The 24,637-nt window shown below is 33.6% G+C and carries 20 protein-coding genes; 2 read left to right on the forward strand and 18 right to left on the reverse strand.

The features are described from left to right. Nucleotides 1-30: 30 nt before the first annotated feature. Nucleotides 31-2,421 (reverse strand): penicillin acylase family protein, encoded by a 2,391-nt coding sequence (locus BLV91_RS07250; protein ID WP_091431293.1) that lies wholly within the window; start codon nt 2,419-2,421, stop codon nt 31-33. A 157-nt stretch (nt 2,422-2,578) separates the two neighbouring features. On the opposite strand from BLV91_RS07250, the gene BLV91_RS07255 reads away from it, so the two are divergent. After that, complete coding sequence (locus BLV91_RS07255; RefSeq protein WP_091431295.1) at nt 2,579-3,217, forward strand: flavin reductase family protein; 639 nt, start codon at nt 2,579-2,581, stop codon at nt 3,215-3,217. A 96-nt stretch (nt 3,218-3,313) separates the two neighbouring features. Here BLV91_RS07255 and BLV91_RS07260 read toward each other — a convergent pair whose 3' ends face one another. Beyond that, nucleotides 3,314-3,727 (reverse strand): YMGG-like glycine zipper-containing protein, encoded by a 414-nt coding sequence (locus tag BLV91_RS07260; RefSeq protein ID WP_091431297.1) that lies wholly within the window; start codon nt 3,725-3,727, stop codon nt 3,314-3,316. A 119-nt stretch (nt 3,728-3,846) separates the two neighbouring features. Further along, nucleotides 3,847-5,121 carry a kynureninase gene (kynU, locus tag BLV91_RS07265; protein ID WP_091431298.1) on the reverse strand — a complete coding sequence of 425 codons (1,275 nt, stop codon included), beginning with the start codon at nt 5,119-5,121 and terminating at the stop codon, nt 3,847-3,849. 169 nt (nt 5,122-5,290) lie between these two features. On the opposite strand from kynU, the gene BLV91_RS07270 reads away from it, so the two are divergent. Further along, nucleotides 5,291-6,025, forward strand: a complete 735-nt coding sequence (locus BLV91_RS07270; RefSeq protein ID WP_091431300.1) for an SIMPL domain-containing protein — start codon at nt 5,291-5,293, stop codon at nt 6,023-6,025. Between the two features lie 217 nt (nt 6,026-6,242). Here the strand turns inward: BLV91_RS07270 and queA are convergent, their stop codons facing one another. From queA to BLV91_RS07345, 15 genes are all read right to left on the reverse strand, one after another. Further along, nucleotides 6,243-7,292 (reverse strand): tRNA preQ1(34) S-adenosylmethionine ribosyltransferase-isomerase QueA, encoded by a 1,050-nt coding sequence (gene queA / locus BLV91_RS07275; RefSeq protein ID WP_091431302.1) that lies wholly within the window; start codon nt 7,290-7,292, stop codon nt 6,243-6,245. A gap of 187 nt (nt 7,293-7,479) precedes the next feature. Then, nucleotides 7,480-8,706: a 3-phosphoshikimate 1-carboxyvinyltransferase gene (gene aroA / locus BLV91_RS07280; RefSeq protein ID WP_091431303.1), complete on the reverse strand. Its 1,227-nt coding sequence runs from the start codon at nt 8,704-8,706 to the stop codon at nt 7,480-7,482. A gap of 81 nt (nt 8,707-8,787) precedes the next feature. Then, nucleotides 8,788-9,114, reverse strand: coding sequence for a nucleotide pyrophosphohydrolase (locus BLV91_RS07285; protein WP_091431305.1), 327 nt, complete (start codon nt 9,112-9,114; stop codon nt 8,788-8,790). Between the two features lie 208 nt (nt 9,115-9,322). After that, nucleotides 9,323-10,837 carry an ATP-binding protein gene (locus BLV91_RS07290; RefSeq protein WP_091431306.1) on the reverse strand — a complete coding sequence of 505 codons (1,515 nt, stop codon included), beginning with the start codon at nt 10,835-10,837 and terminating at the stop codon, nt 9,323-9,325. Between the two features lie 82 nt (nt 10,838-10,919). After that, on the reverse strand, nt 10,920-11,309 hold the full coding sequence (locus BLV91_RS07295) for a DUF7793 family protein (protein ID WP_091431308.1): 390 nt from the start codon (nt 11,307-11,309) through the stop codon (nt 10,920-10,922). A 3-nt stretch (nt 11,310-11,312) separates the two neighbouring features. Beyond that, entirely contained in the window at nt 11,313-13,727 is a 2,415-nt protein-coding gene (locus tag BLV91_RS07300) for an aminotransferase class I/II-fold pyridoxal phosphate-dependent enzyme (RefSeq protein ID WP_091431310.1), read from the reverse strand. A gap of 255 nt (nt 13,728-13,982) precedes the next feature. Next, the gene (locus BLV91_RS07305; protein ID WP_091431311.1) at nt 13,983-16,007 is read right to left on the reverse strand and encodes a transglutaminase family protein; all 2,025 of its coding nucleotides are present in this window, start codon (nt 16,005-16,007) and stop codon (nt 13,983-13,985) included. Nucleotides 16,008-16,011: 4 nt separating this feature from the next. Further along, the gene (locus tag BLV91_RS07310) at nt 16,012-17,922 is read right to left on the reverse strand and encodes a DUF3857 domain-containing protein (RefSeq protein WP_091431313.1); all 1,911 of its coding nucleotides are present in this window, start codon (nt 17,920-17,922) and stop codon (nt 16,012-16,014) included. A gap of 147 nt (nt 17,923-18,069) precedes the next feature. Continuing rightward, nucleotides 18,070-18,522, reverse strand: a complete 453-nt coding sequence (dtd, locus tag BLV91_RS07315) for a D-aminoacyl-tRNA deacylase (RefSeq protein WP_091431314.1) — start codon at nt 18,520-18,522, stop codon at nt 18,070-18,072. Between the two features lie 36 nt (nt 18,523-18,558). Next, nucleotides 18,559-19,536, reverse strand: a complete 978-nt coding sequence (rsgA, locus tag BLV91_RS07320) for a ribosome small subunit-dependent GTPase A (protein WP_091431316.1) — start codon at nt 19,534-19,536, stop codon at nt 18,559-18,561. 164 nt (nt 19,537-19,700) lie between these two features. After that, nucleotides 19,701-20,345, reverse strand: a complete 645-nt coding sequence (locus tag BLV91_RS07325) for a hypothetical protein (RefSeq protein WP_091431318.1) — start codon at nt 20,343-20,345, stop codon at nt 19,701-19,703. Between the two features lie 105 nt (nt 20,346-20,450). Continuing rightward, nucleotides 20,451-21,533, reverse strand: a complete 1,083-nt coding sequence (locus BLV91_RS07330; protein WP_091431321.1) for a bifunctional 3-deoxy-7-phosphoheptulonate synthase/chorismate mutase type II — start codon at nt 21,531-21,533, stop codon at nt 20,451-20,453. Nucleotides 21,534-21,607: 74 nt separating this feature from the next. Beyond that, nucleotides 21,608-22,465, reverse strand: coding sequence for a prephenate dehydrogenase (locus BLV91_RS07335; RefSeq protein WP_091431323.1), 858 nt, complete (start codon nt 22,463-22,465; stop codon nt 21,608-21,610). Continuing rightward, a complete protein-coding gene (locus tag BLV91_RS07340) occupies nt 22,466-23,614 on the reverse strand; it encodes a pyridoxal phosphate-dependent aminotransferase (RefSeq protein ID WP_091431325.1) in 1,149 nt (382 codons plus the stop codon). After that, the gene (locus BLV91_RS07345; protein WP_091431327.1) at nt 23,611-24,438 is read right to left on the reverse strand and encodes a prephenate dehydratase; all 828 of its coding nucleotides are present in this window, start codon (nt 24,436-24,438) and stop codon (nt 23,611-23,613) included. The genes BLV91_RS07340 and BLV91_RS07345 overlap by 4 nt, the downstream gene beginning before the upstream one ends. Nucleotides 24,439-24,637 lie beyond the last annotated feature (199 nt).

Below are 24,637 nucleotides of genomic sequence, written 5' to 3' on the forward strand. Positions count from 1 at the left end.
TGATTTATTATTTCAAGGGCTTTAAAAAACTCAATTTTTACTTGGCATAAAAACCAATTTCGTTGAAGTTTTAACAATTTCATCCTTATTCATTTTCATTTTTCTAAACTTACCTTCATTATACATTGTCGCCTGATCATTATAATGAGCACTTAATGGATTACCCGATTGACCCGTAGGCAGAATACTCCAACTGTTTTCTATATCTGAAAAATCGACAATTCTTCTTGTTGACGGACCTCCTTTAACTACGTATTTCGCTTCATTTGTATAGTCAAACATTTGATTGTTGATTACTTCATTTGAGCCCGAAACTTCAAATGGACCAACGTTAAATATTTTTCGCAATGCAGCCACTTTCCCCAACGGATGCTCATATTCTACAACATGTACTTTGTTCCAAGTCCAGTCTGAAACTGAATTCCCCAATTGTTCTTCTAAAGTCACTACAGCTTCCTTAAATGATTGGGAAAGAATTTCCTTTCTGGTTTCTTTTTTGTTTTTAGTTCCAATATCATCCCACCAAAGTGAATTATCGTTAGTAATTTGTCCTGCAATCATTTGCTTCATGACATGAGTTGTCAAAAACTGTTTGAAACCCTCCTTCCCAAGTTCGTCTTCAAAAGTATTTTTCAGGTACAAATAAATCCATTTATTATAAATCGTAGGTGCTATATCATTTAAATTACTGCTGCCTTTCCAAGCTTTTAAAGCAGCAACAGCCTGCGCTTCATTTTTTGAAAGTGCTGCTACATTCAGATTCGAAATTAAATTTTTAACTACATCCAATGCCACTACTGAGGTATTATCTGTTATCATTTTACTGACCGATTCTTTATCCCAATTTGATTTGGGATCCAGTAACTGGGTTATTCTTGTCGCCCTGTCTTTCGGAAGATAATATCCGGGATATAAAAATTCATCAATTGCTTCCGGTTGGTTGTTTGCCGAATATACATAATTCCAATCAGGATTAACCGCTGAAGGATTCTTGGAGAAATCTAAAAATTCAGTAATATCATCATTCCCCGAAGCACCTTCCAAAATAAAATGCGTATCAACCCCTTTATTATGTTTGTAAAGTTTCCCAGTCGCCCACCATGCTACATTTCCTTTTGCATCTCCATACATCACATTCAGTCCTGGCGCTGCGATTAAGGCAACTCCCTTTTGAAAATCAGCTTTGCTTTTAGCATGTGAAAGCGTATAAACTGCATCGAGAATATGAATGGGTTGTTGTGTGTAAATCCAAGACATCGCTACAGGTTTCTTTGCATTTAAACCGTCTATCAAATCATTCATAATAGGACCATGGCGACTCACTTTGACATTCATCACCAGATTAGTGCTGTCTTTTACTTTGATAATCTTTTTTCTGATTTCATATTTACTGAAACCATCAGGAGTTTTATACTGATTACTATCAGTAGAGCTATTTTTTTCTTGATAAAAGTCGATATCATCATTTTCGAACATAGTCAATCCATAAGCATACTCTCTATTATGTCCCAAAAGAGGATATGGAGTTCCAGCTAAATAACAGCCGTACAACTCGAATTCTGGAGTTACAATATGTGCTTCATACCAAGTCCCAGGCTGTGAAAACCCGATATGGGGATCATTAGCAAAAATTACTTTACCGCTTTTGGTTTTCTTTCCACCAAGTACCCAACTATTACTTCCTATGAAAGGAGGAATTGGAGACTGATCTAATAACGCAGAGATTGATTTTGAAATGGCAAGATATTCCTCAGGCTTCTCTTCAGCACTTTTGATCTGGACCGTATTAAAAGCATTATCCAAACCAAAATCTTTTAAATAATCCATTCCATATTTATTTCGAATGTCTGTCAGCAAAGGGTCTGTTTTTTGAGCCATCGCAAAACTGAAAGACATATATCCATAAATATTATACACATCTTTAATAGTGAATTTTTCTTTTTTAACTCCTACCAGTTGAAACTCAATTGGACTAGGTCCTTCCTCCATGAATTGATTGATTCCATCAAGGTATGCCATTGTCAATTGATAACTAGGACTATTTTTATCTAATTCGACAATCGCCTTATCTGAAGCTTCTTCTATTCCCAAACCTGCAAAAAACTGGTCATTCTTCAAAGCCACTTTCCCAAAAAGCTCTGATAAACGTCCTGGTGCAATTCGTCTCATCAATTCCATTTGCCATAAACGGTCTTGCGCATGCACATAACCCAAGGCTACCATGGCATCCTTAGGATTAGAAGCGTAAATATGGGGTACTCCATATTCATCAAAATACACTGTTGTTTCTTTCTGAATACTTTTAAGTCCTATTTCACCATCATATTTCGGTTTTAAATAGAAACCATAAACAATTATAGTTATTGCTAACACTACCAATATTGATACTAAAATCAGTAGTCCTTTTCTAAATTTATTCATATTGAAGTTTTATTACGCAAACAAATATAAATGATTTGAAATTCATTTTGAACGAATTTTATTCCAAGACTATCAATCAACACACAAAAACAAATTTATTTTGTTTAATTAATTATTAAAAACAATAAACAAAAAGTATATTTGTAAAAAAAGCAAAATGAAACAGCTCTCTAAACTCGATTTTTTAAAGATGGAAAAAGTGGAACGATTGAATTTAATTAATTCTTGCACTGGATATAAATCGGCTAATTTAATTGCAACCAAATCCATTCATGGAAAATCAAATATTGCCATTTTTAGCAGTGTTACACATTTAGGTAGCGATCCCGCATTGATTAGTTTCATCGTCCGCCCCACTACAGTGCCTAGAGACACGTACCAAAACATCAAAGACACGAACTACTTTACTATAAATCATATAACAGCATCTATGATCTTCGACGCACATCATACATCAGCAAATTATGAAAATGGCGTTTCTGAATTTGACAAAACAAACCTTGAAGAAGAGTACAAGGATGATATAAAAGTTCCTTTTGCAAAAGGAAGCCCTATTCAATTGTACTGCAAATATTTAAATGAATACTATATTAAAGAAAATGATACTATTCATGTAATAGCATCAATTGAAAACTTGTATTTCGAAGAAAACTTGAGGCACGATGATGGCTGGTTACAAATAGACAAGGGCAATGTAGTTGCTATGAATGGTCTAGACGGATATTGCTTACCTAAACTAATCGATCGTTTCCAATATGCAAGAAAAGATACTCCCACCGAGTCATTCTTAAAATAGACTATTAAAAAGTGACACAGAACTGCATGAAAAAAGAGTGTTTAAATCTAATTAAGATTTAAACACCCTTTTCCTATTAACAAACCATTTGTTTTATTATTTTTTACTTCCGTCGATAATAGCACCGGTACCAGCACCAACTCCAGCCCCTGCAAGACCACCAATTATTGCACCCTCACCCTTTTTCTTACTAATTACCGCTCCTGTAACAGCTCCAACTCCTGCACCAATTACAGCACCTTTTGCAGCTCCACTCCAACCTTTTTTCTCAGTCACAGTCGTAGTAGTTGTAGTACTACTACTACTTGCCGGCTGATTAACTACAATAACTTCTTTTTGTGTTGCAGCTTTACTCATTTCAATTTGCATTGAATCAACTACTTTTTGTTTTTCAATTTCGATTCTCATTGAGTCGATACTTACCTGCTTGGCATCTTCAACACTCATTTCTCCTTGATTTCTACAAGAACCTAACGCTAAAGCTAATATTGCAAAGTATACTATTTTCATAATGTGAGTTTTAAAATTTATAACTCAACAAAGGAACAGCTAATGCTTGTAAAATAGCTTACACAATTCCTAGAAATTGTTATATAATTCTAAGAAATGAAATAGCAATGATATAAGTATTAACGCAATATCCCCGATTTCAATATCTGTCCAAAGTCAAAGATATCTTCAAAAGAACAATATAAAGGTACTGGAGCCAGACGAATCACATTTGGCTCACGCCAATCAGTAATTACACCATTTTCCATTAGGTAGTCAAACAAACTGCGGCCTTCCCCATGAAGGAGAACCGATAACTGACAGCCTCTTTCAGAAGAGTCTGCCGGCGTTATAATTTCAAAAGTACTATCTACCTCTTTATCTATCTCGTGAAGAATAAATTCTAAGTAAGCAGTTATCTTATCTCTTTTCTCGATCAAGGTATCCATTCCTATTTCATCAAACATTTCTACAGATGCTAAATAAGGTGCTAAAGACAGTACTGGTAAATTACTAATTTGCCAACCGTCAGCTCCCTGAACTGGGTCAAAAGTAGGCTCCATTTTGAAACGGCGTTCTTTATTGTGTCCCCACCAGCCCGCGAATCTTGGTAAATCTGGATTATTGTGGTGTTTCTCGTGTACAAAACAACCAGAAGCATTTCCAGGTCCTGAATTCATGTATTTATAACTACACCAAGCAGCAAAATCTGCATTCCAATCGTGTAGTTCTAATTTAATATTTCCTGCAGCATGCGCTAAATCCCAACCAACTATTGCACCAGCATCATGTCCAGCTGCAGTTATCGTTTTCATATCAAAAACCTGACCCGTGTAGTAATTAACGCCACCTATTAAAACCAAAGCTAGTTCATCACCAACTTCCTTAATTTTAGCTAAAACATCTTCCAGTCTAATATTGTGTTCTCCCTCTCTCCTTTTAATCTCTACAATTGCATCTTCGGTTTTGTAACCATGAAAATGCACTTGAGACTGAAACATATATTGATCCGAAGGAAAGGCTTTCTCTTCACAAATGATCTTGTATCTTGATTTTGTAGGTCTGTAAAATGAAACCATCAGCAAATGAAGATTTACCGTTAGGGTATTCATTACCGTAACTTCAGATGGTAATGCTCCCACAATTTTACTTAAAGGTTTAGCAAAACGTTCGTGGTAATCCCACCATGGCTTTTCGGCATAAAAATGTCCTTCTACAGCAAGATTAGCCCAATCCTCCATAACTTCATCAACATAGGCCTTTGTTCTTTTGGGTTGCAAGCCCAATGAATTTCCAGTGAAATAAATCACTTTTTCGCCATTTACTTTGGGAAAAATAAATTCATCTCTATATTTATTCAGTTTGTCTTGTGAGTCAAGTTGCTGGGCAAATTCTTTAGTATTTTCGAAAGTCATGGATATAATTTAGTTTTGTAAAAATAACTAATATTTATTGCTGCACAAAGTGCTACTCCTTTATTTTCTAACTTAAATAAAGTCGAATATCAAATGGAACATTCCTTACAGCCATATACCTTAAGACCTTATTTTTAACTATATTTGATTGTATTTAAATTTAAATCAAATGCTTAAAAATAGCCTAAACGTTATTATTCTTTCAGTAGCCGTGGTCATCTCTGCTTTTTTGTTTTCCAATGCTTTTCAAAACAGAAATAAAAGTGATGACACCATAAGTGTTACCGGCTTAGGAAAAACAGACTTCGTATCAGATCTAATTGTTTGGAAAGGTTCTTTTTCTAAAAAAAGCAGCACCTTAAAAGAGGCCTACGCATCACTAGACGCTGATCGCGACAAAATAAAAAATTATTTATTGAGCAAAGGAATTCCTGCTGCTGACATTATATTCTCGGCTATTAGCTTCAATAAAGACTTCGAGACTAGTTATAATGCTAACGGAACCGTTAGACAAACTATTTTTACTGGTTTTACTTTAAACCAAAATGTTAGTATTCAATCGAAGGATGTAAATAAAATTGAAGATATATCCAGACAATCCAGTGAATTAATTAATACCGGAGTAGAGTTTTACTCGAATGCTCCTGAATACTACTACACTAAACTTGCCGAATTAAAAATAAAAATGATTGCCGAAGCCACAAAAGATGCCAGTACAAGAGCCAAAAGCATTGCCGAAAATGCCGATGCCGCTTTGGGCAATCTTAAAAAGTCTGACATGGGGGTTTTTCAAATTATAGCCCAAAACTCATCTGAAGATTATTCTTATGGCGGTTCCTTCAACACCAATTCTAAAAACAAAACGGCAACTATTACAATAAAATTAGTGTATCAGGTTGACTAGGTTTTAGTACATTTTATTATATGCCAAGAGATGCATGAGGGACTGCCTCGCCAGTTCGATATCGATCGTGTGAAGTGAAAATCCTTTTTTATAATGTAGTGCTAGCAGAATTATAAAAAAGATTGCAACAAATAGCCCGCTTCGCTACAGCGAACACGCCCAAAAAAAAAATCTCGCCATTGCTGACGAGATTTAGTGAATTAACCTTTATTTCTTATTAGATGATTAGCATTGCATCACCGTAAGAATAGAATTTGTATTCTTCTTTGATTGCTTCTTCATACGCTCTTTTCATTAAATCATGTCCACAAAAAGCAGAAACCATCATTAATAAAGTAGATTTTGGTGTATGAAAGTTAGTGATCATACAAGTAGGAATTGTAAACTCATGAGGAGGGAAAACGAATTTGTTTGTCCAACCATCAAAAGGGTTTAATGTTCCGTGTGAAGAAACTGAACTTTCAACAGCACGCATTGAAGTAGTACCTACTGTACAAATACGTTTTTTCTTTGCTTTTGCATCATTTACAATATCACAAGCTTCTTCAGTAATTTTTAATTCCTCCGAATCCATTTTGTGTTTTGACAAATCCTCAACCTCAACTGGGTTGAAAGTTCCCAAACCTACGTGAAGTGTAACCTCAGCAAATTTGATTCCTTTGATTTCTAATTTTTTTAATAAATGTTTAGAGAAGTGCAATCCTGCAGTAGGCGCCGCAACAGCTCCTTCTTCTTTAGCATAAATTGTTTGGTAACGATCCGCATCTTCTGGAGTTACGTCTCTGCTTATGTATTTAGGGATTGGAGTTTCTCCAAGTTCCGTTAATTTTTTTCTGAATTCTTCATAAGAACCGTCGTAAAGGAAACGCAATGTTCTTCCACGAGAAGTAGTGTTATCAATAACCTCAGCTACTAATGAATCATCATCACCGAAATACAATTTATTTCCGATTCTGATTTTACGTGCTGGATCTACTAAAACATCCCATAGACGTTGTTCTGCGTTTAATTCTCTAAGTAAAAAAACTTCGATTCTAGCACCTGTTTTTTCCTTGTTTCCGTATAAACGAGCTGGGAAAACTTTAGTGTTATTTAAAATCAAAACATCACCATCATCAAAATAATCAATAACATCTTTGAACGTCTTGTGTTCGATCGTTTGTTTTTTACGATCAATAACCATTAAACGAGCTTCATCTCTATGTTCAGAAGGAAATTCTGCAAGAAGCTCTTTTGGTAAATCAAATTGAAATTGTGATAGTTTCATCTTTATTTTTTTGTTTAAAAGTTTAAAGTTTAAGGCTTAATAATTTAGCCCTAGCATTAAACTTATTTAAGGCTGCAAATATACGACTGTGAGATAGGCGTTGTCAAGTGTTTTGCTGTTTATTTTAAGTAAGAGCATTAGAAGTCCTTACATATTAGTCCTGAAAGGGCATAAACATTGACAATCTCTAATTAATTTCGGAAGCTGAAAAACCTAGTTTTTTCATATCTTCCCAGAAATCAGGGTATGATTTAGAAACTACTTCGGTATTTTCGATTATAATAGGCACTTTTAAAGCTAAGGGAGCAAATGCCATTGCCATTCTGTGATCGTTGTAAGTGGCAATTTTCACACTATGATTAATTTCTGTAGTCGGTACAAGAGTTAAGCTGTCATTAGTAACTGATATATTAGCTCCTAATTTTGTCAACTCAATGCGTAATGCCTCCAGTCTATCCGTTTCTTTTATTTTTAAGGTATGAAGTCCCGTTAAGTGACAGCCAATTCCTAAACCTAGACAAGTAACCACAATAGTTTGGGCAATATCTGGAGTATTGTTTAGTTCAAAATTTACAGTTTCAAATTTAAAGTTAGTATCTTTTATTAGAGTTAACGAATTATTTTCGAAACGAGAATCAACTCCCATCTGTTTGTAGATTTCAACTAAAGCAGAATCTCCTTGCAGGCTATTTTCTTTGTAACTACTTAAAGTAATCGAAGCTGTATCAGCAAGTGCAACCAAACTAAAAAAGTAAGAAGCAGAACTCCAGTCTGATTCAACCACCATTTCTTTAGCCTGAACTTCCTGTTTTGGATAAACTTTAATTACATTTCCCTCAAAACTGGTTTTAATCTCTAAATCATTAAGCAAGGCCAAAGTCATTTTGATATAAGGAACAGATGTAATTTCGCCAACCAAAGTTATTTCGATACCGTTTTCTAATTTTGGTGCAATCAGCATTAAAGCAGAAATATATTGACTACTTACATTTGCGGGGATACTTACCTTAGAAGCGGTAATTTTTTGGCCTTTGATTCGAATAGGTGGATATCCTACTTCTTTTTCATAGGTGATCTTCGCTCCTAATTGTTCCAATGCCTCTACCAAAACTTTTATTGGTCGCTCTGTCATACGTTGCGAACCTGTCAACACTACTTCGCGACCTTCATTTACCGCAAAGAAAGCAGTTAGAAAGCGCATAGCCGTTCCCGCATGATGAATATCTACTATTTCTTCATTCCCTTTCAAGGCTTTTTGCATCACTTCACTATCGTCAGAGTTAGATGTATTCGCTAATGTGATATTAGGAAACAAAGCTTTTAACAATAAAAGTCTATTGGTTTCGCTTTTCGATCCAGTAACGGCAATATCGGCTTGTAAGTTTGAATGGGGAGTTTGTAACAGTAAATTCATTTTTGCTGGGGTTGTTTGCTAATTAAAGCCAAATTTATTTTAAAAAAAGCACACGCCCAAGCATTGCCTCTACTTATAACATTATTTTAGTTTATCGTTGTTTTTGTGACGGTCTTTGTCACGAACGGATTTGAGATCCATTTTTTTATCAAAAGCGGCTTGCAAATCGATTCCTGTTTGATTTGCCAGACACATCACTACAAAAACCACATCAGCTAATTCTTCGCCAAGGTCTTTGTTTTTGTCGCTTTCTTTCTCAGATTGTTCTCCATAACGACGGGCAATAATACGAGCTACCTCTCCTACTTCTTCAGTAAGTTGAGCCATATTAGTCAGTTCATTAAAGTAACGAACACCGTGTTCTTTGATCCAGTTGTCTACGTCTAGTTGCGAATTTTTCAGATCCATTATATATTTTTTAGGGAATTTCTTTTCTCTTGTTTTTCTAATCTTCAGAAATATTTGCCATAGTAATCCCTAAGGCTTTTATAATTTTGATGAAAAAGCATCAATGCCTATTCTATCGCCAAAACTCCTTCTTTTATCTCCTAAAGCAATATTAATACAAATTGAAAAAATCTACAGTATGATTTTATTAATATTTAAACAAAATCCATTAAATACCATTTTTCTTATCGACTAGTTCTATTATGACATTATACAACTCCTCCGTCTCGAAAGGCTTAGACAAGTACCTATTTATTCCAACAGAAGAACTTGATGCAATAATAGATCCTGTAACAACTGCAGTTAGTGCTATAATTGGTATGTTTTTTTTAGTCTCATCATTAAGATTACGAATAATTGAAGTAGCTTCATATCCATCCATTATAGGCATCATTATATCCATTAAAACAACATCAAAATCATGCTGTATAACTGCGTCAACAGCTAAACGACCATTACTTACAGTAACACATTCAAAATTAAATTTTGACAGAATCTTTTCTACCAAAATTTGATTAATACGATTATCCTCCGCTAATAGCACTTTTATCTTCTTACCTCCAGCAACAGAAGTCACTGGTTTATGCCTACTTATCGATGATTCAGAAATAATTGCATCAGGATTACCTTTAGAAAAAGGTAAGTTTACTATAAATTTAGTACCCACGTCAAGTTTACTTTTAACTTGAATTCTGCCATTCATAATATCGATAATTCTCTTGGTGATCGTCAATCCTAATCCAGTTCCTCCATATTTTCTCGCAGTATCATTACTTACTTGAATAAATGGATCAAAAATAGTTTCAATCTTATCCGACGGTATTCCTATTCCAGAATCTTTTACAGAAACTTGAATACAATTAAACCCGATTTCTTCCCTTTCAAACTTAATTTTTACTCTGATTTTGCCTTTTGCTGGAGTAAACTTAACGGCATTACTTATTAAATTAAATAATATTTGAGAAACACGAATAGAATCCCCATTAAGTATTACAGGAACTTTTTTGTCGATTGAAATTTTAAAATCGATTCCTTTTTCCTGAGTCTTGGTAGAAAAAGTATCATAAATCAACTGGGTAAGTTTAGATAAATTGAATGGTTTTTCATAAAGTGAAATTTGTCCCGATTCAATTTTTGCTAAATCCAAAATATCGTTGATAATCACAAGCAGGATATCTCCTGATATCTTTATGTATTCTAATTGTTTTTTACTTTCAGCATCTAAGGAAGAATTTTTTATCATTAAATCCGTAAATCCTAGAATACCATTCAATGGCGTACGAATCTCGTGACTCATACTTGACAAGAATTCATCTCTTGCCATGGCTAACTGCTCAGAACGTTCTTTTTCTTCGACTAATCTTTCATTAATGGTTTCTAATAAATTCCTAGAAACCATAACAGCTTTTAACTCTTCAATATAAGTGTTAAAGCCCATACAAAAAACATCTAATTCATCCTGCGCATCTGAAATGGGCAAATAATTAAAAAAATCACCTGCATAACAATTTGAAATTTGCTCAATGATGATATTCGTCCTTTTCTTTTTACACTCAATTTTTTCAGCCAAAAAAAGCAACTCTTTATGGACATCGTCTAAACTATCTCCATTTGTAACTTGTTCTTGGAACTCATCTTCATTAATTGAACGAACCAAAGCTAATATTTCTTTTAGTTTAGTCATTTAACTTCTTCCTTTTTTAATATTTCATTAATTTAACCAATCAATAGCATTCAATAGAAACTATTATAAAATCCAACCAATACTATGCTTGGTCATTTTTTTCTTTTATTTCTACTAGCCATTCAACAGCTTTTTCTTTATTAGTGAATGCCTGAAACGGAACTTTAGATTTTTTTAATTTAAGAAATGTATTAAACAAAAATTTTTGAATATGTGAATCAATAATTGCGGCACATCCATATAAAAAATCTTGACCATATATATCTACATAATCTCTGCATTCTTTTGGAAAAGCTTTCACTTTTTTAACATCATAAACCCAATACTGATTGGTATTATTTGAAATAGTATGTCTCGCTTCTATTATTTTTTGTATCATATCCAAATCTATATTCACCTCGCATTTGAATTCACTATACAAAATTCCATCAACAACCCAAAACCGGATAAATTCATTCTCTAACTCTGTCATATACTATCCCTTTTTCACGTTTGACATTGACTCAATTAATTCCGTATTAAAAGTATCATCTAATTTAATAAAAGCATATAAAGGAACGGTATTGGCTCCATATTTCTGTTTTTCATAATCAGCAGAATATCCTAAAAACACTTTTTCTTTATTTAAATAATTTGCTCTTTTTACCAATTGAAAAATTGCTTGCTTATAAAGATTCATTGATTCAACATACTCATAATTTAACCCCATAATTAATGGAGAATAATGCTTATCACCACGGAATGACCATACACAGCAGATTGCCTCGTCCCCTCCTTTTAATTTAATATCCATAAATTCCCAATCTTCATATTTAGACAGGGTTTTAGTTATCTTGGTCGGATATTTAAAGTAGTTAACTGCATGATTATCTCTTTTTACATTTTGAAATAAATCATAATAATGTTCTGCTTCTTTATCGTTTATTGTGCTTTTAAAAGTAACATCGAATTGATCTTCATATTTGAACACATACCTTTGAATATTTCTTTTATTGTTTTTTGACGGGATCTGTTCAAGAAATTCTTCGTTTGTATTCCAGTTTTGAATCGGAATTATATTCACATTTGGCATGCTTATTTTAGCAAAACCTTCATTTTCAAAATATTCAATGTATTTAAAATCAGACTGGAAATCTCTTAAAATAACAACTGTTGAATCAGTGGCTTTTTTTAATTTTTCGACCTCAATAAAAAACTCACTCAAAGCTTCATTCACTAAAGGATGTTTTTCATTTATAAATAAATGATTCCCTTCGGTAAATAATGAACCCATAGCCAATGTTTTTGAACATAAGTAATACGGATCCTGCTCTCTTTGTTTTTCAATTTGCATAGAAATGTTTTCCAATGCTAAAAGATCATCTTTATAAAGTCCAGAGGTAAAAAATGTAGCTACTATTACTTCGTTATTTTCATCTTTAATGATTAAATAATGAAATCCCCAATTCTCCTCTACTTTTTCATTATTCGAAAAAATTTCTTCGATACATCGTAGACCATTATGAGAATAACTCCCATTGTCTTTAAATAGATTGTCCCATAGTTGAACATCTATTTCATCGATACTAGTGTAGGAATATACAAAAACTTTTGCTAAATCAACCCGTTTTATTGTGCTTTCTCCTTTAAAAGGAATCTTAAATGTCTTATAGATCTTCTCTAAATCCTCATTTTCCTCATCAACTGCCAAATGAAAATTTTTACCAATTGAACTTACTAATTGGTCAATATGCTCTTTTGTATTATGTCTTGTAAGCGTGAAACGCAATCCTGATTTATCATTAGGAACGACTGGATATGTTGCAGTGTTTACATACAAACCGTCAGCCATAACACGTTGAATTAAATTATGCGTTATCTTGACAGATCCACCACCTATAAAATAAATCGGCGTTTCGTTTGACGAAGTGTTGGTTAAATTCAAGTCTTCTAATTTCGTATTTAAATACTCCATCAAGTCTTTTAACTCCTCTTGATATACTTGGCCTTTTTCTGAAAGTAAAATCTCTGCAGATCCGATTGCTGCTCCGACATTTGCCGGAGATAAAGGATGTGTATAAGATAGAATCCCTCCATATATATCCACTTTTCGATACATTTCGGTGTCATTAAAAATAGCAATACCACCTATACTTCCAAAACCTTTGGCCAAAGTACTAATCAAAACTACCCTTTCACTATGCTTAAAATATTCAAAAACACTACCACAGCCATTTGTTCCAGTCCATCCCACACCATGAGCATCATCAAAATACAAATGAAATTTTGGGTATTTTTCTAATAAATACAGAAGCTCTTTTTTATGAGGTAAATCACCATACATCGAATAAACTCCGTCAGCCATATACCAGATCTTATCATATTGGTTATAGCCTCTTTTAATAAAGTCTTCCAACATTTCCATACTATTATGGCGAATCATCTTCACCATGGTACCTTGCAATTTTGCAAATTGACAAGGATATTGCACGCTATAATGAACTTGTTGATCCAGAATAATTAAATCACTAGGTTGTATAATAGTACCCAACACCGATTGATGCGTAACTGAGGTTGAAGGATATATTACTACTGGATGATTATCAAATATTTTACTGATTAGACTCTCTAACTCTTCTAAGTAAGGCGCCTTAACAAAAGCTCTTGAAATGGAGAAATGGGAACCATATCTATCCAATAACTCATGGCTTTTAGCCAAAATATGGGGATGTTTTTCTAATCCCAAATAACCACAAGTACCAAAATTGATTAATTCCTGATTGTTTATTTTTAAAAACTCTCCATCAAATACTTCTTCTTCAGAAGCGAGATGCATTATTTTCTTGTTTTTACCTGAAGTGACTACATGATCAATCACATCATATGCACTAGTATGTTTTATTTTTGCCAAAATTTTAGGATATTTAATTAGTAGATTGGGGGAATCTTCACTTTAATTATGGCAAAAGTAATCAATAATTAACAATTTAAAAAACTGGTATTTTTTTTAAAAATGCATGACGCTGAGGGAACTAACACTAAAAAACATCTTCTATAAGAGTTTTCTTAGAAAGAGTAAATTACTAAATGGTTCTTTTAAGCAACGAACGTCTTGGCTATATGTAGGAATTAACCATATGTTACGTGTAGCTTTTTAGGATTTATCTTATATTTTGTTCAAAACAATTTTCTCGTTTTGTTTGTCAAGCATCATTTGAAAAAACTCTTTCAATGCTTGGTAATAATCTGCCAAGACGATTGCTTTACTAATCTCAGTTGTCATACTAATTTGCAATTGATTCCCAGTATTAGCTATATCATATTTAAAAGTACCAATACCATCAACAGCTGCAATACTCAATTCATCAGGAATAGTTTCTACAGCATAACCCTTAGGAATTTCTATACTGATATTGTATCTCTTTTGATTCGGGTATCCAAAATCAATAGGATATTCTCTTATCTCTTGTTTAAAAGGGTTTCCCTTAGCTCCGAGAAATAACCCTGGAGAAATATAGATTTTATCATTTACTCTCTCGAAATCTTTAGTGCTTTTGAACTTGTATGATTCAACAATTGGTTTTAACACTTCTAAATCATTTTCACGTTCGTAATCCTCAACTTCAATATCATTGTTTTGGTGTTCTAATTCCTCTAAATAAGTATCCTTAGTGGTACCACCATTATTCTGTCTAAACAATAAAGCTTCGTGATTTGTAAGTTGTCTTTTTAATTTTCCCAGAATTGTACCATTGTCATTTACAACAGCATTCATGATTATCATTTCTCTCGAAAGAGTTGCTGGCGTTAGATTTACCTCTACTGAAGTTCCATCCTTTCTAATCAATCGTCCGAACCAGTTTAAATCCCTCAAAGGAAGCACATTGGGAACGGATAATATTTCAGTAGCATCTAGTAGTTGCAACCCACTGGATCTTTCAACACCTACAATAACATAATTAAAAGCCGTTATATTAGGAAACAGTGCAATCCCATTTGATCGTGTACTCACTAAAACTGGATTTGCAGCTAAACCCGCATAGCGAAGCATTGCAGTTAGCATTAAATTAATTTCGGCTACATTACCTATTTTATTTTTGTAAGCTGTTTTAACACCATCATTACAAGAATATCCATAATAATTGTTCCATTTGATATTTGTCTTAACATACATAAAGATTGCAGCCACTTTTTCTTCTTCTGAATTCAAACCTGCGATTACGACATCGATATCATCTTCAAAGTAAGCTGTTTTTGCTAATTCCAAACCAAAATCGTCATAATCGTAAATTGTCTTCACAACAGCATTCCAATCAGTCGACAAATATTTCAGTGGCTGATTTGGATACTTAATCATGGAAACTTCTTGAACTAAACCAGCCGTGTAATTTTCTATATTATTCACATAAGCTTCTTCAATCATTCCAGGCAAATTTTCTGCAATATAAGTTGTTCTGGTTTCTTCATAAGAAAGCTTACTTTGGGTATAATTACTGGTCTGTCCCCTCATTAATCCTGCACCGTCCTCTCTTTCCATAGTAGAAAACAGAACTGATTTTGCCTTTTTCTCAACTGTCACTTTAGGGAAAACAAAACCCTTGAAATTGGTGTTTAAGGTGTAATATTCTGGAATAAAAGAACGGTACTCTGAATAATTAACTGGGATACTAGCTTGAAAAGTCCAGTCTTTCGGACTCCCTACATAAGGCGTCTTTATAGTGTATTCAAATTCAATTACAGAACCTTCTTTGACATTGGGCATAGATATTTTTTTTTGTCCCCAATACCTATTTACCTCATCATCAAATTCTCCATCTTTGCTGAGTTTTGTTTTTTCAATTTTCCCCTCGACTAAATTATAAGTTATCGCATCTGAAAACGTTACGTTTTCTTTTGAACCATTCCCTAAATAATACTTGACCTTTTGGTTTGCCCAATCATAACCTTCTTTCTTGTAAATCTTGATACGAGTTTGAACCTCGGTAGTCATTACAAATCCATTACTTTTTGAATAGTCATAACTAGTTTTTCCTTTTTTAAACAATATTGCAGCAACAGCAGCAGTGTCTTTAGGATGCGATTTTTCTTGAAGCTCTGCAACGGAAACTTTACCGAGTTCAAATTCTTGTGCCTTTAAACTAGAAAAACATGTTGTTACAAATAAAAGGATCGCAAATTGGTTAAATTTCATTAGGTTAGATTTTGGTTAATATGATTTTGGCATTGTCATTTCTAGAAACTTGTTCTATAAAAAGGCGGTATTCATCGTACTCTGTGTTTGAATACATTCCTTTTTTTATAAATAAACTGCGTTTATAAACTAAGTTACTACCGTCTTTCTTTATAAACTCACTTTTGTACTCTCCAAACTTACTCTTTAATTCAAAATTAGTGGGCAAAAATTCAATAGCAAACTCTTGAGGTAGCGCTATCGAAATTTCATCTAGGTCAGAAAAACCTCTTTGAATTTCAAATGGATTCTTGCGGTTTCTAATTCTTTTCACAGACCTAGTGTATTGATTGTAGGCATTAACAGCAAACATCATTTTATCAGCAGAAACACTCCCATAATTTACTGCACTTATTTCAGCGGTTTCAGTCAATTTAATATTTTCCTTGTCATTTGACAAAACGGTACTGTTGATTTTCAAATTATTAATATTACCCCAGTACTGTTTATAATACGCCTCCTTTTCTGTCGGCTGCAGAATTTCAACTGCTGCTTTCTGATTGTATTGTGACCCTTGGGAAACGATAGTTATATGTCCCTTAAAATCGCCGTTTTGTGACAATGAATAGCTACCTAAACTGATTTGAGTATTGTTCTTATCTTCATAAATTTTGGTTCTAACAATTTCGCCTCCATCTGGCTTCACAACTAAAACGTCCCTATCATCGGTGAAGATACCTTGATATCCAAAAGGATCACTTTGACTCGTACATTCCAGCCAAACATATTCCTTCCCATCTGGAATCGCCAAAATCATGTGGTTCCCTTGCATCGAAACAAATTCAGATTCAATATCTTTCTTATAGCGATCACCATATAAAATGACATTATAAGACGGCACGTCAACCGCATCCAAAAGTGCTTTTGTATAATTGGTCAAAGCCTTACAATCCCCATATCCAAATCTGTCCACATCATTGGCAAGCATTGGTTTCCATCCGCCAATCCCTACCTGGATGCTGACATACCTTGATTTTTGCTGAACATAGTTGTAAATTAATTTCGCTTTCGCAATTAGGTCTCTTTCGTCTCCAACAAGGGTTCTCATTTGCGTCTTTGTCTCTTCGGATAAAGCAGTTGTGCCCGCCAAAATGGCATCTGAGTACCATTTCCCAAATTCCTTCCATGTTTTTGCTCTTCCATCTACATCTTCTAAATGAAAAACTTCCAAACCCATCATTACTTTCGGCAAAATGGTTCCAAAGGCAGGACTGCTATCTTCCTGTTTTTGAGCCAGAATATTAGTGGCAACATAAGATAGTTGGATGTCAGTATCTATCGTTTTTTGGATATTAAAACCTGAAAAATTAAATTCCATTTTCTTAAAACCAAGTTCAGTTGGATACTGGACATTTAGAACACTTTTTTCAACGCCTACAAAAAAATTACTAACAGGATACCAGTGCGGAATAAAAGCTGTTGTGGAAGTTTCAATTTCACTTTCATAAAGCACCGTAAATGGATATTGTATGGGAGTGTAATCTAAATAAACGTACCTACTATCTGAGAAAAGTGTACTACCTCCAATAGCAGACTGGTCTTTAAAATCCTTTCGTTTTATTTTTTTGATTTCTTTACCAAAGCTATCAAAAATCAATGCCTCAATATTTTTGACAGAAGTTTTTTTATTATAATTTTCTACGGCATCTATTGACGAAAGCCCCTTTTCATTAAGAACAGTAATCACCCTAATGGTTTTAATATTCATGTTTCGTTGAGAAGAAACAGTTATATCAATTTGATTTAAACGTACAATTGCATTCGCATTTTCTTTAAGGCTATCCGCGATAAGCGAAGTTTCATATTCATTTTTTTGGGCTTGGGCACTTAAAAATGCTAATACACAAAATAATATAAGTAGGTTTTTGATTTTCATAGGGGTACTTGAAAATGTGAATAAATTACCAAATAGGGAGATTAAACAGAGTACTCATACCAATAATGGTATAATTCTGTGTTATTTTGGTTTTTTTAATTATTCGTGGTTCTCAAAAATAGAATAAATCTTACAATAAACAAGTAATTATTCTCTATTTTTACTATCTATAATTATCGTGACTGGTCCATCGTTTAAAAGACTCACTTTCATGTCAGCCCCAAAAATACCAGTTTGTATTTTCTTCCCAAATTCTTTTTCTAAGTTCTGAACAAATTTCTCATACAATGGAATGGCAACATCCGGCTTTGCTGCTTTGATATAAGAGGGCCGGTTGCCTTTTTTAGTAGCGGCATGAAGTGTAAATTGACTAACCACAATGATATCGCCATCTATGTCTTTTACTGATAGATTCATCACCTGATTCTCATCTTCAAAAATACGAATTTTAGTAATTTTTCCAACCAGCCAATCAATGTCTTCTTGATTATCTGAATCTTCTATACCAATTAAGATTAGTAGTCCTTTTTGGATATCGGCTACAATTTTACTATCAATGGTTACGGACGCGGAGGAAACTCTTTGGAGGACAACTTTCAAATTAATGGTGAATTATAAATTATGAATAGAAGGTATTTATTTTCTGTTTTCGTCACTGATTGCTCGATCCTCATTATGAATGTCAGTACGATAATTTTCATCATCCCCTTCCAACAGTTTAAGATAACTGTTGTAACGTGACCAGGCTATTTCATCTCTTTCCAATGCTTCCTTCACAGCACACTTTGGTTCGTCTTTATGCAAACAGTTATTGAATTTACAATGTTCTTTCAACTTAAAGAACTCCGGAAAATAACCACTAATCTCCTCTTTCTCCATATCAACAATTCCAAAACCTTTAATACCTGGCGTATCAATAATTTTAGCATCAAAAGACAAATCATACATTTCGGCAAAAGTAGTGGTGTGCTGTCCTTGCTTACTTGCCTCAGAAATTGTTTTTGTTTTTAAATGTAAAGAAGGTTCCATAGCATTAACTAATGTTGATTTTCCAACTCCTGAATGCCCAGAAAACATACTCACTTTACCAATCATCATTTCCTTCAATTCCTCAATTCCTTTCATCTCTGTCGAGGAAACACGCAGGCATTTGTATCCTATTTCTTGGTAAACATGTTGCATGTACAATTGTTCATCCAATGTAGCTTCATCAAAAGTGTCGATTTTATTAAAAACCAATATTGTTTCTATACCATACGCTTCGGCAGTCACCAGAAAGCGATCTATAAAATTGAAAGTTGTTGGTGGATTATTAATAGTCACCAATAAGAAAACCCGATCAATATTAGATGCGATAATGTGCATCTGGTGTGACAAGTTTACTGATTTCCGAACAATATAGTTCTTTCTGTCGTGAATATGGTGAATGGTTCCCGTCACTGTATCCGAAGATTCTTCGAGTTCGTAATCCACTATATCACCTACAGCAATAGGATTGGTACTCTTGATTCCTTTGATTCGGAATTTTCCTTTCATACGGCATTCAATAAAATCTCCTTGTTCAGATTTTACAGTGTACCAACTTCCTGTAGATTTATATACGAGTCCTGTCATGTTGCAAAGGTAAAATATTGTTTCAAGTTTAAAGTTTAAAGTTTGAAGTTTTTATTAATGTCCAAAACAAAAAATTCCCCCAACTTTCTTTAGAAGCTGTGGGAATTAATTATATTAATTTTAATTGATAAAAAACACTCTTTTTTATTTTCAATTATGAAACCTTAAATTTGGTATGGAAAATTCCTACCTACTTTCCTCATCATTCTTTCCATCATTGCACTTGGTGAACTCATCACATCTTCATTCATCTGTTTGTAAAATCTCCATAATAATTCTCCATCTTTACCATTATTAATCTGCATCGTTAATTCACCTGTAGCAACCTTACCTGTGCCAAAACCAATCAAAAGTGATTTCACGATAGCACCACCTTCACTACCCGTTTTCTCATAAGCGTAACTACATTTAATAACAGCATCAACACCTAAAATTTTTGCTAATTCATCTGAGGTTAATTCATCTAGCTTTTCAATAATATCATTTTTTTTCAGTAACGCATTAGTTCTATCGATATCTTGAACTGTAACTGAATAATCTGATGACTTCCTTAACAGGTATGTATATAATCCAGACTGCATATTTGCCCCTAAGTTTTTCTCATCCTCTTTATTAGTTGCCTCATTATAGTTCTTAGGTAATCTTTTAAATGAAATGGTAGCTTTAAAAGGCAAAATAGCTACTATTTTGTGAGTTGTAATTTCTTCTTTTAAATTTTGAGATTCAAAAACCTGTTTGGCACTATCAAACTGGGAAAATGCAAATACTGAAGTAAATAGGCAAATAAAAAGTAAAATTTTTTGTTTCATACTATGAAAGTTAGGGTTAAATAATTAACTCAATATTACAAAAAAACCTACAAATAAATTGTAGGTTTTGATAAATAAAAAATAATAAAATTTGTTCTGTTCCAATTATCCGTTAATCACTTTCTCTTGGTGACCAATACTTTCTTGGTGAATTGCCTTGAACATTTTTAGTACAAACTCTTCAGTAAGTCCTTTTTGCTCTCCGTCTAAAATCATTTTTCCTAAAATTTCATTCCAACGTGTATTTTGAAGTACAGCAACGTTAGATTCTTTTTTAACTTGACCTATTTCGTCAGCCACTTTCATTCTCTTTCCTAATAAATCTAGCAACGTACCATCAAGAACATCAATATTCGCTCTTAATTTGCTCATTTTTTTAGTGTACTCATCAGAAACATCATCTACTTTTCTAACTTTTAAATCTACGAAAATTTGTTTCAATGCTGTAGGCGTAACTTGTTGTGCTGCATCACTCCAAGCATTATCTGGATCAACATGCGTTTCGATAATCATACCGTCGTAATTCAAGTCTAACGCTTGTTGCGTAACTTCAAGAATCATCTCACGGTCTCCAGTAATATGTGATGGATCAATAATTAAAGGTAAATCAGGGAATCTATTTTGCAATTCGATAGCAATCTGCCATTCTGGAATGTTTCTGTATTTTGTTTTTTCGTAAGTAGAAAAACCTCTATGAATTACTCCTAACTTTTCGATTCCTGCATTGTATAAACGCTCTACTCCACCTAACCATAAAGATAAATCTGGATTAACTGGGTTTTTTACTAATACGATTTTTTTAGTTCCTTGTAAAGCATCTGCTAATTCTTGCATTGCAAACGGGTTTACCGTTGTTCTTGCACCAACCCATAAGACATCGATATCATATTCTAAAGCTAATTTTACGTGAGCTGCATTAGCAACTTCCGTTCCCATTAACAATCCTGTTTCTTCTTTAGCTTTTTTCAACCATTTCAATCCTATTTCTCCAACACCTTCAAATCCTCCTGGACGTGTTCTAGGCTTCCAAATTCCCGCTCTAAAAACACTTACGTCAGAATCTTTCAATTCATGAGCTATTTTCAATACTTGTTCTTCAGTTTCAGCACTACAAGGTCCAGCGATTACAAATGGGTGAGTTAAATTGAAATCGTTCAACCATGTTCTCATTTCTTTCTTGTTTTCCATCTTTTCTAATTATTTATTTTATTATTTTTATGTGTTGTTCTTCTTATTAACTTCTAAGTTGGTTTGAATAGTTCCTATTTCGTAACATTCATTCCGTTCAATATTTCTTTTATTTTATTTACACTTTGCATTTCTTCAAAAATGGCATTGTAATCCTCTTTTATTAACAAATCTTTAAATTGGGTAAGGTTTGAAATATACTCTTCTAATGTTTCTATTACCTGAACCTTGTTTTGTTTAAAAATAGGTGTCCACATTGCCGGTGAGCTTTTAGCTAAACGAACAGTGCTTTCAAATCCACTTCCCGCCATGTCAAAGATATCTTGTTCGTCTTTTTCTTTGTTTATCACCGTTTTTCCAAGCATAAATGAACTAATATGAGACAAATGCGACACATAAGCAATATGCTTGTCATGCGATTTAGGCTCCATATATCGAATTCTCATTCCTATAGCTTTAAAAAGATCCAATGCTTTTTCCTGCAACTTGAAAGCGGTACGCTCGACTTCACAAATAATATTTGTTTTCCCTTGAAACAAACCTTTAATTGCTGCTGATGGTCCAGAAAACTCAGTTCCAGCTATTGGGTGTGTTGCGATAAAATTCCTTCTTTTAGGATGACTCGATACAGCTTCACAAATGGGCGCTTTTGTAGAACCTACTTCAAAAACAATGGTGTTTTCTCCAATTAAATCCAGTACTTCAGGCAAAACAGTTATCGCTACATCAACGGGAACAGAAACAATCACAAAATCCGCATCTGACACATTTTCTAAAGTTGCAGCTTCATCAATCACACCAAGTGCTAATGCTTGTTGCAAATGATTTTCATTATTGTCAACTCCATAAATAATAGCTTCTGGGTATATTGTTTTAATATCTAACCCCATCGACCCACCAATCAGTCCTATTCCTACTATATAAATTTTCATTTAATTAAATCTATCAATTGCTTCTTGTACTTTTTCTTCTTTTACACATAATGCAAATCGAATATATCCTTCACCATTACTTCCAAAAATTGTTCCCGGTGCGATAAACAGATGTTTTTCATGTAAAATCTTGTCTATAAACTTTTCAGCAGAAGTTATCCCTTCTGGCAATTTTGCCCAAACAAACAATCCAACACCTTCTTTATATACTTTACAATTTAATTTCTCAGCTAATTGTTCGGTTAAAACGCGGCGTTTCTTGTAAATCTCATTCATTGCATCAAACCAAGACTTATCACTCTTCAAAGCAGCTATTGCTCCTTTTTGGATTCCAAAAAACATTCCGCTGTCCATATTGCTTTTTACTTTCAGAATAGCGTCAATGGCTTCAGCATTTCCTAAAACCATTCCTACTCTCCAGCCTGCCATATTAAAGGTTTTACTTAAAGAGTTCAACTCTAGAGCGACATCTTTAGCTCCTTCAACCTGCAGCAAACTCATTGGATTATCATTCAAAACAAAACTATATGGATTGTCATTGATTAATAATATTTGGTGTTTTTTGGCGAAAGCCACTAATTTCTCAAATAAAGCAATACTTCCTCGAGCTCCTGTAGGCATGTGTGGATAACCAATCCACATTATTTTTACCTTAGTTAAATCTAATTTTTCTAAGCTTTCAAAATCAGGTTCCCAATTATTTTCTTCCTTCAAATCATAATAAACTGGAACCGCTCCTACCAAATTAGTTACCGAAGTATAGGTAGGATATCCTGGATTTGGAATCAAAACCTGATCTCCTTCGTTCAAGAAAGCAAGTGAAATATGCATAATCCCTTCCTTAGAACCCATCAAAGGCAAAATTTCAGTATTGGGATTCAGTGCTACATTATAATTGTTTTCATAAAAATCTGCCATACTCTTTCTCAATTCTGGCAATCCTTGATAACTTTGATAACCATGAGCATTTTCATCAAGCATGGCTAATTGCACCGCTTCAACAACGTCTTTTGAAGGACTCAAATCCGGACTTCCAATTCCCATATTAATGATAGGTTTCCCTTCAGACTGCAATTGTCTAACTTCTCTCAATTTTGAAGAGAAGTAGTATTCTTCAACAGTATCTAACCTTTTTGCGGTTGTAATCATGGTTTTGTATTTTTATATTCGCCTAAAACTTTGAAGTATTCAGCCATAATTTGTAATAGTGATTTAGCCTTTGCATAATCCTCATATTTTTCAAAAGTAACATCCACAAAAAAGGAGTACTTCCAAGGTGTTTCAATTTTTGGCAACGATTGTATTTTTGTTAAATTCATTTTACAATCACTCATCACGTTAAGTACTGCTGCTAAACTTCCTCTTTTATGATCCAATTCAAATTTTAAAGAAGCTCTATTGACCTCTTCTATTGGCACAAATGAATTCTCTTTATTTATGATAACAAAACGAGTCATGTTATTTTTTATAGTTTGAATTGCTGGTGCCAGAATTCCCAAATCATACATTACCGAAGCCGCATTACTACCAATTGCTGCTATACCCTTTAATTGTTTATCCTGAATTCTACGAGCAGTTTCAGCAGTATCCTTGTCTTCAACTAACTTGATACTTGGATACTTTTTTAAAAATTCCATACATTGAAGTAATGCCATTGGGTGAGAATGTACTTCAACTATATCTTCTAATTTTTGCCCTTTTAGCGCCATCAAATTTTGAGTAATATTCAAATAATGTTCCCCAATGATGTGCAAATTATTTTTGTCTATTAAAGCATAATTAGGAATAATAGGTCCAGCGATTGAATTTTCGATAGCCATAACTGCCTGATCTGCTTTACCTGAAAGTAGACTATCAACGAGTTCTTCAAAAGACAGACATTCATCAACCACAACTTCTTGTTCGTAATATTCTTGTGCCACCTGATGGTGAAATGAACCCTTTATACCTTGTATTGCAATTTTCGCATTCATATGACCACTTTTAAGCAAAAAAAAATCCCGATTTTCATCGGGATTGTATATTTATAATTATCAATTTAATTTTTTAATTAAATAACCATACGACAATCCCTACCCTCTTTCCAGAAGAAATAATAAGTATTGCTAAAATAAAATCGGTTATTCAACATTATGATTTGTGTTTTGTAATAAGTTCTATGCGAATGTATAA

This window comes from Flavobacterium degerlachei (assembly GCF_900106645.1).
Lineage (GTDB): Bacteria > Bacteroidota > Bacteroidia > Flavobacteriales > Flavobacteriaceae > Flavobacterium > Flavobacterium degerlachei.

Bases quoted from the DNA above. Each gene is read 5' to 3' on its own strand.
- BLV91_RS07330 (WP_091431321.1), bottom strand. From the start codon at position 21,533: ATGGAAAACAAGAAAGAAATGAGAACATGGTTGAACGATTTCAATTTA.
- rsgA (WP_091431316.1), bottom strand. From the start codon at position 19,536: ATGACAGGACTCGTATATAAATCTACAGGAAGTTGGTACACTGTAAAA.
- BLV91_RS07345 (WP_091431327.1), bottom strand. From the start codon at position 24,438: ATGAATGCGAAAATTGCAATACAAGGTATAAAGGGTTCATTTCACCAT.
- BLV91_RS07325 (WP_091431318.1), bottom strand. From the start codon at position 20,345: ATGAAACAAAAAATTTTACTTTTTATTTGCCTATTTACTTCAGTATTT.
- aroA (WP_091431303.1), bottom strand. From the start codon at position 8,706: ATGAATTTACTGTTACAAACTCCCCATTCAAACTTACAAGCCGATATT.
- BLV91_RS07310 (WP_091431313.1), bottom strand. From the start codon at position 17,922: ATGAAAATCAAAAACCTACTTATATTATTTTGTGTATTAGCATTTTTA.
- BLV91_RS07285 (WP_091431305.1), bottom strand. From the start codon at position 9,114: ATGGATCTGAAAAATTCGCAACTAGACGTAGACAACTGGATCAAAGAA.
- kynU (WP_091431298.1), bottom strand. From the start codon at position 5,121: ATGACTTTCGAAAATACTAAAGAATTTGCCCAGCAACTTGACTCACAA.
- BLV91_RS07255 (WP_091431295.1), top strand. From the start codon at position 2,579: ATGAAACAGCTCTCTAAACTCGATTTTTTAAAGATGGAAAAAGTGGAA.
- BLV91_RS07295 (WP_091431308.1), bottom strand. From the start codon at position 11,309: ATGACAGAGTTAGAGAATGAATTTATCCGGTTTTGGGTTGTTGATGGA.
- BLV91_RS07335 (WP_091431323.1), bottom strand. From the start codon at position 22,465: ATGAAAATTTATATAGTAGGAATAGGACTGATTGGTGGGTCGATGGGG.
- BLV91_RS07270 (WP_091431300.1), top strand. From the start codon at position 5,291: ATGCTTAAAAATAGCCTAAACGTTATTATTCTTTCAGTAGCCGTGGTC.
- BLV91_RS07250 (WP_091431293.1), bottom strand. From the start codon at position 2,421: ATGAATAAATTTAGAAAAGGACTACTGATTTTAGTATCAATATTGGTA.
- BLV91_RS07290 (WP_091431306.1), bottom strand. From the start codon at position 10,837: ATGACTAAACTAAAAGAAATATTAGCTTTGGTTCGTTCAATTAATGAA.
- BLV91_RS07340 (WP_091431325.1), bottom strand. From the start codon at position 23,614: ATGATTACAACCGCAAAAAGGTTAGATACTGTTGAAGAATACTACTTC.
- BLV91_RS07305 (WP_091431311.1), bottom strand. From the start codon at position 16,007: ATGAAATTTAACCAATTTGCGATCCTTTTATTTGTAACAACATGTTTT.
- BLV91_RS07260 (WP_091431297.1), bottom strand. From the start codon at position 3,727: ATGAAAATAGTATACTTTGCAATATTAGCTTTAGCGTTAGGTTCTTGT.
- queA (WP_091431302.1), bottom strand. From the start codon at position 7,292: ATGAAACTATCACAATTTCAATTTGATTTACCAAAAGAGCTTCTTGCA.